The organism is Sphingomonas echinoides (assembly GCF_029623395.1).
GTDB classification, from domain to species: Bacteria; Pseudomonadota; Alphaproteobacteria; order Sphingomonadales; family Sphingomonadaceae; genus Sphingomonas; species Sphingomonas echinoides_A.
Map to the genome: position 1 here is coordinate 159,778 of NZ_JAPYKK010000004.1, position 10,372 is coordinate 170,149.

General features: G+C 63.3%; 10 protein-coding genes and 1 tRNA gene. 6 read left to right on the forward strand and 5 right to left on the reverse strand.

The features are described 5' to 3' along the window. Positions 1-162 precede the first annotated feature (162 nt). From QBJ92_RS04390 to QBJ92_RS04410, 5 genes are all read left to right on the forward strand, one after another. On the forward strand, positions 163-852 hold the full coding sequence (locus tag QBJ92_RS04390) for an endonuclease/exonuclease/phosphatase family protein (protein WP_277968461.1): 690 nt from the start codon (positions 163-165) through the stop codon (positions 850-852). Beyond that, complete coding sequence (locus QBJ92_RS04395) at positions 849-3,152, forward strand: patatin-like protein (protein ID WP_277968462.1); 2,304 nt, start codon at positions 849-851, stop codon at positions 3,150-3,152. Before QBJ92_RS04390 ends, QBJ92_RS04395 begins: the two co-directional genes overlap by 4 nt. A 21-nt stretch (positions 3,153-3,173) precedes the next feature. Then, positions 3,174-3,551: a hypothetical protein gene (locus QBJ92_RS04400; protein WP_277968463.1), complete on the forward strand. Its 378-nt coding sequence runs from the start codon at positions 3,174-3,176 to the stop codon at positions 3,549-3,551. Continuing rightward, on the forward strand, positions 3,548-4,222 hold the full coding sequence (gene pyrF / locus QBJ92_RS04405; RefSeq protein ID WP_277968464.1) for an orotidine-5'-phosphate decarboxylase: 675 nt from the start codon (positions 3,548-3,550) through the stop codon (positions 4,220-4,222). Before QBJ92_RS04400 ends, pyrF begins: the two co-directional genes overlap by 4 nt. Before the next feature lie 102 nt (positions 4,223-4,324). After that, positions 4,325-4,963, forward strand: a complete 639-nt coding sequence (locus tag QBJ92_RS04410) for a phosphoribosylanthranilate isomerase (protein ID WP_277968465.1) — start codon at positions 4,325-4,327, stop codon at positions 4,961-4,963. 166 nt (positions 4,964-5,129) lie between these two features. Here QBJ92_RS04410 and QBJ92_RS04415 read toward each other — a convergent pair. Beyond that, positions 5,130-5,204, reverse strand: a tRNA-Asn gene (locus QBJ92_RS04415). A gap of 142 nt (positions 5,205-5,346) precedes the next feature. Next, entirely contained in the window at positions 5,347-5,937 is a 591-nt protein-coding gene (locus QBJ92_RS04420) for a hypothetical protein (RefSeq protein ID WP_277968466.1), read from the reverse strand. Between the two features lie 277 nt (positions 5,938-6,214). On the opposite strand from QBJ92_RS04420, the gene QBJ92_RS04425 reads away from it, so the two are divergent. Beyond that, complete coding sequence (locus tag QBJ92_RS04425) at positions 6,215-6,850, forward strand: CC0125/CC1285 family lipoprotein (protein WP_277968467.1); 636 nt, start codon at positions 6,215-6,217, stop codon at positions 6,848-6,850. A gap of 138 nt (positions 6,851-6,988) precedes the next feature. Here the strand turns inward: QBJ92_RS04425 and secA are convergent, their stop codons facing one another. The 3 genes from secA to QBJ92_RS04440 form a co-directional block, all read right to left on the reverse strand. After that, positions 6,989-9,721 (reverse strand): preprotein translocase subunit SecA, encoded by a 2,733-nt coding sequence (secA, locus tag QBJ92_RS04430; protein WP_277968468.1) that lies wholly within the window; start codon positions 9,719-9,721, stop codon positions 6,989-6,991. Positions 9,722-9,817: 96 nt separating this feature from the next. Beyond that, positions 9,818-10,081 carry a hypothetical protein gene (locus QBJ92_RS04435; protein ID WP_277968469.1) on the reverse strand — a complete coding sequence of 88 codons (264 nt, stop codon included), beginning with the start codon at positions 10,079-10,081 and terminating at the stop codon, positions 9,818-9,820. 99 nt (positions 10,082-10,180) lie between these two features. Next, positions 10,181-10,372: hypothetical protein (locus tag QBJ92_RS04440; RefSeq protein ID WP_277968470.1), on the reverse strand; the 192-nt coding region annotated here is incomplete at its 5' end.

Genomic DNA, 10,372 nt, shown 5'->3' on the forward strand with positions numbered 1-10,372 from the left:
GACGCCTTCAAATGGTAGCGCTATGCAATCGGACAAAGCCGCGATTCTTCAGATCCCGAGCCGGTTTTGGCAAGCCGCAGCCGGACGCAAATTTCGCTCGCGTCGGACGCATGATCAATCCGTACGATTGCATGCCGAAGCGATCCGCCCGATAGCGCAGGGGTGATCAAGGTTGTCAGCTACAACATGCACAAGGGAGTCGGGCTAGACCGTCGCCGCGACCCGCGTCGGATCCTCGACGTGCTGTGCGAAATCGACGGAGACGTCATCGCCTTGCAGGAGGCGGATCTGCGCCACGGTACCCGCGCGGCGATCATCCCGCATCGCCTGCTGGAGGAGCACACCCCGTGGCGTGCGGTGCCGCTTCATGACCGATTGAGCATGGGCTGGCATGGCAATGCCTTGCTCGTCCGCAAGGATTGCGACGTGCTGCGCTCGACCGCGCTCCACATCCCAGCGCTGGAACCCCGGGGCGCGATCCGGGTCGACGTGGCGATCGACTCGCAGCCGGTCCGCGTCCTCGGGATGCACCTCGACCTGTCTGGACTGTGGCGACGCCGCCAGGCGCGCGCCATCCTGACGCACGTCGAGGACTGCGCGCCTCCAATGCCGACGGTGATGATGGGGGATCTCAACGAATGGACTCCCAATGGCGGCTGCCTGCATGATTTCCGCCACACGTTCGATATCGCACCGACTGGCCCAAGCTTTCATGCGCGCCGCGCAATCGGGCGGCTCGACCGGATTATGACGCGCGGTTTTCGAGTGGCGGACTGCGGAGTCCATACGAGCACGCTCGCACGCAAGGCCTCGGACCACTTGCCGATCTGGGCGCTGATCGAACCGCAATGACGCACGACAAGGAGTTGCGCCTGGCCCTGGTGTGCTACGGCGGCATCAGCCTTGCCGTCTACATGCACGGGATCACCAAGGAGATCTGGCGGCTTGCCTGCGCGAGCCAGGCGTTTCATGGCGGGGCGCGTCAACCGGACGCCGAAACCGGAAGCGCTGGCATTTACCGTGCCCTGCTCGACGAGATCGAAACGGAGACCGGGGTGCGCCTGCGCGTTCTGGTCGACATCATCGCTGGCGCCAGCGCGGGCGGCATCAACGGCGTTTTCCTCGGGCAAGCGATCAGCAGCGGGCAAAGCCTTGAACCCCTCACCAAATTGTGGCTCGAGTCGGCCGATGTCGAAGCGCTGATCGACGAACGACAAGCACCGACGACGCGCTTTTCGAAGGCGTGGGCGCTTCCGCTCGCCTGGGTCGCGGCGCGGAGCGCCGACGGCGTCGACGCGACCGTCGATTCTGACGCGCGTGACGAAGTGCGCGCCAAGCTGTCGCATTTCATCCGGTCCCGTTGGTTCGAACCGCCGTTCGGGGGCGAACGGTTCACCGGGCTGATCCTCGATGCGCTGGAGGCGATGGCCGCCGCGCCCCGCACCCCGCGGCTGCTTCCCCCGGGCCAGCCGCTCGACCTGTTCGTCACCGTCACCGATTTCCGGGGGCATCCGGAACGCCTGACGCTCCATTCGCCCCCGGAAGTGGTCGAGACGGAACACCGCGTCGTGGTTCCGTTCAGCGATCACGGCGTCGCGTGCGAGACGCTCGCCGATCCCGCGGAGCTGGCGTTCGCGGCGCGCGCGACCTCGTGCTTCCCGGGCGCGTTCCCGCCGTTCATGGTCGGCGAACTCGACCGGGTTCTTGAGTCCCGATCTGCGGCATGGCGCGGACGCGACGCCTTTCTCGCGCGGATTTTGCCGCGGCAATACGCCGTCAATGCTGCCGAAAGCGCCGTCCTGATCGACGGATCCGTGCTCAACAACGCACCATTCCGTCCCGCAATCGACGCATTGCGCGAGCGTCCTGCGCAACGCCAGATCGACCGCCGGTTCGTCTATATCGACCCGCATCCGCGCGGCAGCTTCGGTTTGGTCGGCGGCGGCGACAAACCCCCCGGCTTTTTCCAGACGATCATCGGCGCGATGTCGGAATTGCCGCGCCAGCAACCGATCCGCGACAATCTGGACGACATCGCCGAACGATCGCGCCGAATCGAGCGGATGCGAACGATTATCGCCGGAATCCGTCCGGAAGTCGAAAAGCAGGTCGAGGCGTTGTTCGGCTATACCCTGTTTCTCGATTCACCGACCCCGTCGCGCCTCGCCGCGTGGCGCCAGCGCGCACAGATCGCGGCGGCGAAAAGTTCGGGCTACGCCTATACCGCCTATGGGCATCTCAAGCTGACCGGTGTGATCGACGCAATCGTCGCGCTGCTGGACGGGGTGGGCGGCGATGCGCGCCCCCACAGCATTGCCCCAATTCGGCAACGTGTCGAAAAGGCGGTTGCCTCTCAAGGCTTTGGCGAACCCCGGACGGGCTTCGTAGGCGGTGCCGGACAGCCTATGATTGTTTTCCTACGCACGTTCGATCTTGGGTTCCGGTTGCGCCGGTTGCGTCTCGTGGCGCGGCGCATCGCCGAAATGGAAGGTGATCACCCGGAAAGCGAACTCGGTCCAATCCGGGAGGCGGTCTATGCAAGCTTGGCCGACTATCTGGAATGCAAGCGCACCGATCTGTACGCGGCGCTCTGCCCGGATGTGCGCGCACCGGACGGAGACGCCGCCGTCCTGCTCGACAGCCTTGGAACTGCTATGGCGCTGCGGGACCTGGACACCGCGACCGACACGCGCCTGGCAACCGCGCTCACCCATTTGTCCCGCGACGTAAAGCGACCGATCCTGCTGACCTATCTGGGTTTCCCCTATTATGATGTCGCCACCCTGCCCTTATTGCAAGGCGAAGGACTCGACGAGTTCGACCCGATCAAGGTCGATCGGATCGCGCCCGACGATGCGACGTCGATTCGTTCCGGCGGTGCCGAGGCCACGTTGAAAGGCATACAGTTCAACAGTTTCGGCGCGTTCTTCAGCCGGGCCTACCGCGAGAACGACTATCTGTGGGGGCGCCTCCACGGCGCGGAACGAATGATCGACATCGTGCTGTCGGTGCTGGAGGGGGACCAGCGGCTCAAACCCGGCAGAACCGCCGCGATCAAGCGCGCCGCGTTCCTCGCTATTCTAGACGAGGAAGCCGGCCGGCTTTCCGCAATTCCAGGCCTGTTCGAGACGCTGCGCCGCGAGATTGGCTGACACTGGTCAAGCCGCACGGTTTTGAGTAGCCTCACCGTCATGCAATTCCTCAAGATCCTGTTCTGGTGCCTGCTAGCGTTCATCGCCGCAGTGTTCACCGTCGCCAACTGGACAAGTGTCGCGATCCGCCTGTGGGGCGGGATGGAAGCGCTGGTGAATCTGCCGTTGCTCCTGCTCGTGACTTTCCTGGCGGGGCTTCTGCCGACTCTCGCATGGCATTCGACGTTGCGCTGGCGCCTGCGCGCGCGGTTGGCGAATGCAGAACGAACGTTGGCCGACATGCGTGCAGCAATGTCTCCGCAGATTGCGGCGGCACCACCCGCCCCGCTTCCGATCGATCCGCCAGGAACGATCTCTGCCTCCGCGCAGGCATCCTCAGCCAGTGGAGCGATTTTGTGAGCAACCGTCTATATGTTGCGCTCGACACACCCGATCTGGCCAAGGCGCATGCAATGGCGGAGCGCGTTCGCCATCATGTCGGCGGCATCAAGCTCGGTCTCGAGTTCTTCCTCGCTAACGGGCAGGCTGGAATTCGCAGCATGGCCAACGTTGGCTTGCCGATCTTCCTCGATCTAAAACTCCACGATATCCCCAACACGGTCGCCAAAGCGATCATGACGTTGCACGGGATCGATCCCGCCATCCTGACCGTGCACGCAGCGGGTGGCCGCGCAATGCTGGAAGACGCCAAGGCAGCGGCCCCCACCGGGACGAAAGTCGTCGCGGTGACGACGCTCACCAGCCTCGACGCAGAGGACCTTGCATCTATTGGTGTTCCCGGGTCTCCACAGGACCAGGTCTTGCGATTGACCGAACTGGCCAAAGAGTCGGGAATCGACGGGATCGTCTGCTCGGGGGCCGAGGTGGCAGCGGCTCATGCGCTGTGGCCGAAAGGGTTTTTCGTCGTGCCCGGTGTTCGGCCGGCAGACGGCGCGCTTGGCGATCAGAAGCGCGTCGTCACGCCCCGTGCTGCGATCGACGCGGGCGCATCGGTCCTTGTGATCGGCCGCCCGATTACCCAAGCGGTTGATCCAAACGAGGCTGCCCGCGCAATCGAAGCCACGCTGTAATCGAGCCAGTCACCGCAGCGTGGTGCACCTCTTCGTTCGGCTGAAGTTAAGCCCTTCGTGCTACCGCTTGCGCGCATCACGACGACCGCCAAGGACTTCTGCATGCCCGTTACCGCCAAGATCTGTGGACTCTCCACACCGGAAACGCTCGACTGTGCGATCGCCGGGGGCGCAAGCCACGTTGGGCTAGTGTTTTTCCCACCATCGCCCCGCCACGTCGGACGCGACCGAGCCGAGCAGCTCGCGGCGCGTGTCCCCGATCATGTGGCACGCGTGGGGGTGTTCGTGGACCCGGACGACGCCACGCTGGACGCGGCGATCGCGGTTGGGCGGCTCAGTGTTCTGCAACTGCATCAAACGCCGCCAGCGCGCACCGCGGCGATCAAGGCGCGAACCGGCCTGGAGCTCTGGAGTGCCGTCGCGGTACGGACTCGCGCTGATCTCGCTGACGCTCTGCCGTATCACGGCCTCGCGGACCGCATCCTGTACGACGCGAAGACACCCCCTGGTGCAGCGCTGCCCGGTGGGATGGGCGTACGCTTCGACTGGACGCTCCTTCAGGGTGTCCGTCACGTGCAGCCTTGGGCGCTGTCAGGCGGCCTGGATGCGCACAACGTGGCAGAGGCGATCCGGATAACCGGCGCGACGCTGGTGGACGTGTCGTCGGGGCTAGAAAGCGCCCCGGGGATCAAGGACCCGACGCGGATCTCCGCGTTCCTGCACGCCGTAGCATCATACTGATAGGACCGGGTCGATAGACCCGGCTCCGCCCCGCAGACCCTTATAAGCGTCGAGGTGCGCGTCGTCGCACCCCATGGGGATGGACATTTCACAATGGCACCACCGCGCCTGTCATTTTCGGGTTCGTAGGATACGCCCCGCCGGGGTCGTATCGTCCTGCGAAAAGTGGCTCCCTGAGTAGGATTCGAACCTACGGCCGCTCGATTAACAGTCGAGAGCTCTACCGCTGAGCTATCAGGGAACATCGCGGAGGCGCGCCTATAGCAACGGGTTGCGCGGCAATGCAAGCGCTGTGTCGCAGGTTTTTTATATTACTGAGAAAATGGCGGTTTTCTGCGGTTTCTACGACATCGATCGAGATCGCCTTGTTTGCGCGCGGCGTTTCAGAACTTCATGCCGACAACGAGATTCGCAATCGGGTTCAATCCCCCGCGTCGTTCGCCCAACGCACGATAGGAGCGCGGTAGATCCGCATTGGCCGCGCCGACGAGCGTGCCCAACTCGACCCCGAACAACGCGTTCTTATACTGCCCACTGTATCCTACCGTCGCTGCGGGCGTACGACGGTTGAAACCGGTCCGCACCCCGGTGCCGGCACCCGGCAGGCGCGGTATGTACAGCAACCCGCCGGTGGCCTTCTCGGCGTCCCGCACAAAATTGGCGACCGAGAAGAACTTCATTCCGCCCGACAGATGGAGGCCGCTGCCATTGAACGGGTAATAGTCGATCATTGAACTGGCAAAGCGGTGTTTCATCGCTCCGTCCGGATCAATCAGCTGATCGGCCTCCATGGGGGTCGTGACCATTGCGAGACGAATGCGAAAATCCGGTGTCACCCGCGCCTCCACAGGCGTCAGTTTTCCGACCATCTTGGCCGCCGATTCGCGCGATAAGACACCCGGATCCGCGTGAACGACGCTGGACAGCGTCGCGGCGGCGATCAGACCTGCAGCAATCCCCCCAATGATCCGCATTAACGCCCCCTTTGTGCGTCGCCACTCGCCCCGCCGCAACATAAGCGCAAATCGGGCACCTCGACAGTTACAATGTGTCGCATATCGATATTAAAGAGAAATAGATTTGGAGGCCTAAAATGGCACGGCTCGTCGCGCGTCAGTCTCCGTTCATCTCCAACGGTTTACAAGGTCGTAGTTCTGACGAACACCGGAGCCTTGCACCGGATCGATCGTTCTGCGCTTCATGGCCTCGACGGCACGGCTCGCCGCACAGACCAGTTCACTGGAGACCGAAATGCCCAAGTTCCCGCCGAATTTCCGCCGATCTGCGCTTGTTGTGGCGCTTGCGGCATCGACCCTACTAACGGCCTGCGCATCCGAATCGACCTATCGCCCCGCCGTTGGCAACGGCTTCTCGCGATCCGGCTACAGCGATCGCCAGATCGAGGACAACCGCTTCCAGGTCAGTTTCTCGGGCAATAGCTACACGTCGCGCGACACGGTAGAGAAGTATCTTCTGTTCCGCGCCGCGGAATTGACCGTTCAACGCGGCTTCGACTATTTCGTCTTTGCTGACCGTAACGTCGACAAGAGCACGCGTACGTACGCCACGCCCGGTCTGGGTGGCTTTGGCGGAGGGTATGGCGGTTTGGGCTATGGCGGCGGCTTTGGTTATGGCGGCGGCTTCGGCGGCGGCTATTGGGGCCCCAGCTGGCGCTATCGCGGTCGCGGCTTCGGCTGGCGTTCGTGGGATCCCTTCATCGGCGATCCATTCTTCGACCGCGGGATCGATATCAACACGATCGACAAGTACGAGGCCAACGCCGAGATCGTTGTTGGCAAGGGCCCCAAGCCGAAGGACAACATCCGTGCGTTCGATGCACGCGAGGTTCTGCGCAACCTCGGGCCGAGTATCGTCACGCCCAAGTAAGCTCGTGGTACAGAAAAGCCCCCCTTCCGCTGGTCGGAAGGGGGGCTTTTTTTGTCTGCGATCTGCGCTCGGACCAAAGGGCAGAACTTGCCCACTGATCGTCACCCCGCCTGCGCGAGATGACGCCAGAAGCGGTCGTCAGACCGCGCCGTGGCAGTGCTTGTACTTGTTCCCCGACCCGCACGGGCAAGGCGCATTCCGACTGACGTTCCCGACCCAATCGGCCGGATCCTGTCCAAGCTCCTGACCTTCCGGTCGCGGGATCGACAGCGGCGGCAGACGCGTGGTGATCAAGCCGCTCGCGCCGTCCTGATCGTAGGTATCGTCGTCGCCAGTGAACGGGTCGAAATGGTTGGTGATGAAGTCGGGCAACGTCGGCAGCGACGGCGCTGGCTCGACGTTGAACTGCGCGAACGCGATCGTCCGTGTCACGTCCTCGCGGATGCTCCCGAGCATGCGCTCGAACAGCGAGAACGCCTCCTGCTTATACTCGTTGATCGGCGTCTTCTGCGCATAGGCGCGCAGGTGGACGACCTGGCGGAGCGCGTCGAGCGTCGCGAGATGCTCCTTCCAGTGATGATCAAGGTTCTGCAGCAGGATCGATTTTTCGACCCGCACCCACGTCTCCGGATCGAGCGACTCGGCCTTTTCACGGACCAGATCATCGGCCTGCGTGCGGACGCGCTCCTCGATGATCTCGGGATCGATCGCCTCTTCCTCGAGCCATGCCTCGATCTGCGGATCGAGGTTGAGCGTCGTCGCGAGCTGCTCCTTCATCCCCGCGATGTCCCATTGCTCGGGATAGGTGCCGGGAGGGCATGCCGCGCCGACGATGCCGTTGACCGTTTCCGAGCGCATGTCCTCGACCACGTCGCCAACGGTCGACGCGTCCATGATGTCGCTGCGCTGCTCGTAGATGACCTTGCGCTGGTCGTTCATCACGTCGTCATATTCGACGACCTGCTTGCGTATGTCGTAGTTGCGCGCCTCGACCTTCTTCTGCGCGGTCTCGATCGCCTTGGACAGCCACTTGCTGCCAATCGCCTCGCCGTCGCCGATGTTCGAACGCATCATCTTGGCGAACAAAGTGTCCGGCCCGAAGATGCGCAGCAGATCATCGTCGAGGCTGAGGTAGAAGCGGCTCAGACCTGGATCGCCCTGACGCCCCGAACGCCCGCGCAGCTGGTTGTCGATCCGACGGCTCTCGTGCCGCTCGGTGCCGAGCACGAACAGCCCGCCCGCCGCGAGCACTTCGGCCTTCTCGACCGCGATTTCCTGCTTGATCCGAGCGACCGCCGCCTCGCGCTCCGGCCCCTCGGCCATTGCCGACAGCTCGTCGTTGACGCGGAATTCGAGGTTGCCGCCGAGCTGAATGTCGGTGCCGCGGCCCGCCATGTTGGTCGCGATCGTCACCACGCTCTTGCGCCCCGCCTGCGCGACAATGTGCGCCTCGCGCTCATGCTGACGTGCGTTGAGCACCTCATGCTTGACGCCTTCCTGCACCAGGAATTCGCTGAGCAATTCGGACTTCTCGATCGATACGGTGCCGACCAGCACCGGCTGGCCGAGATCGGCGTGATGCTTGATCTTCTTGGCGATCGCGCGGAATTTGTCCGCGGTGTCCTTGTAGAATTCGTCTTCCTCGTCGACGCGCTGGACCGGCACGTGCGTCGGAATCGTCACGACATTCATCTTGTAGATGTCGTAGAATTCCGCCGCCTCGGTCGCTGCCGTCCCGGTCATGCCCGCAAGCTTCGGATACATGCGGAAATAGTTCTGGAAGGTGATCGACGCCATCGTCTGGTTCTCGGGCTCGATCTCAACGCCTTCCTTGGCCTCGATCGCCTGGTGCAGACCGTCCGACCAGCGCCGGCCGTCCATCATGCGGCCGGTGAACTCATCGATGATGATGACCTTGCCGTCCTTGACGATGTAATCGATGTCCGCCCGGAACATCATGTTTGCGCGCAGCGCCTGGTTGGTGTGGTGCACAACCTGCGTGTTCTCGAAATCGTACAGGTTCGCGCCCTCGAGCAGCCCCGCGGTCTCGAGCAGCCGCTCGATATTCTCGGTGCCGTCCTCGGTCAGGATGATCGACTTCTGCTTCTCGTCCTTCTCGTAATCGGTCGGCTGGAGCTGCTTCACGATCAGGTCGACCGAACGATACAGGTCGGACTTGTCGTCGGTCGGACCGGAGATGATCAAAGGCGTGCGCGCTTCGTCGATCAGCACCGAATCGACCTCGTCGACGATCGCCATCGCGAACGGACGCTGGACCATCGATTCGCGTTCATACTTCATGTTGTCGCGCAGATAATCGAACCCGAACTCGTTGTTCGTGCCGTAGGTGATGTCGGCGGCATAGGCGTCGAGCCGCTGCTGGTCGGACAGGTTGGGGATGATCACCCCAACCGTCATGCCAAGGAAATTATAGACCTGCGCCATCCAGCCCGCGTCGCGCGCCGCCAGATAGTCGTTGACCGTGATGACGTGGACGCCCTTGCCCGGCAGCGCGTTGAGATAGGTCGCGAGCGTTGCGACGAGCGTCTTGCCCTCGCCGGTGCGCATCTCGGCGATCTCGCCGCGATGGAGCACGATGCCGCCGATCAGCTGGACGTCGTAATGCCGCTGCCCGAGCGCGCGCTTGGCGGCTTCGCGGACCGTGGCGAACGCCTCGGGGAGCAGCGCGTCGAGATCCTCGCCCGCTTCGAGCCGTTCGCGGAAGCGGGCGGTCTGGCCCGACAGCTCCTCGTCGGACATGGCGGAAATGGTCGGTTCGAACCCGTTGATCTTCGTGACGATCGTCCCGAGCGACTTGACGTAACGGTCGTTGGACGAGCCGAAAAGCGATTTGGCAATGCCGCCGAACATGGGCAATTCCTGTATGTCTAAAGGGGATGAGCGGCGCGCTACCCGCGGCCACCGAAAGATGTCGTTAAGAAGGGCAGCGCGGCAGGCGCCGCCGGATCAAGCCCGCGGGCGATCCAGGTACAGGCGCGGCGCTGCGGTGACCGGCAGGGTGAGGCTGCTGACCGAGAAGACCGGCGTTTCCACGAAGCCACCGGCGAGATGCAGATGGCCCGCAATCCGCAGGACCCGCGCCGGGAGCGCGATCTGCGCACGAGCCGCCGAGACCGACTGACATTCAACCTGCACGTCCGGCGCACGAACGCCCGTCACCACGCCGGTCAGCGCAGAAAGGATCGCAGAAAAGAACAACAGCCATTCCATGGGTACCCCGGCATGTAATGGCTGCGACGCACTTCGTCTATCGGCAAACACCGCTCGTCGTGGGGGGCTGTTCGTGCGGAGAGGGCCCTTCGACTTCGCTCAGGGCGAACGGAGGAGGATGGTTTCGACGAGCAACCCGCGCCCGAAGTGTTGAAAGAAGGAACTGCGCTGAATTCTGCTCGTGCTGAGCGAGATAGCCCGTTTGTGCTGAACGAAATAACCCGTTCGTGCTGAGCGAAGTCGAAGCACCGCCCCAAGCGAGACGCCCAAAACCGCGCGCTCCCCTTCCTT

Bases quoted from the DNA above. Each gene is read 5' to 3' on its own strand.
- QBJ92_RS04425 (WP_277968467.1), top strand. From the start codon at position 6,215: ATGCCCAAGTTCCCGCCGAATTTCCGCCGATCTGCGCTTGTTGTGGCG.
- QBJ92_RS04395 (WP_277968462.1), top strand. From the start codon at position 849: ATGACGCACGACAAGGAGTTGCGCCTGGCCCTGGTGTGCTACGGCGGC.
- QBJ92_RS04420 (WP_277968466.1), bottom strand. From the start codon at position 5,937: ATGCGGATCATTGGGGGGATTGCTGCAGGTCTGATCGCCGCCGCGACG.
- QBJ92_RS04435 (WP_277968469.1), bottom strand. From the start codon at position 10,081: ATGGAATGGCTGTTGTTCTTTTCTGCGATCCTTTCTGCGCTGACCGGC.
- secA (WP_277968468.1), bottom strand. From the start codon at position 9,721: ATGTTCGGCGGCATTGCCAAATCGCTTTTCGGCTCGTCCAACGACCGT.
- QBJ92_RS04410 (WP_277968465.1), top strand. From the start codon at position 4,325: ATGCCCGTTACCGCCAAGATCTGTGGACTCTCCACACCGGAAACGCTC.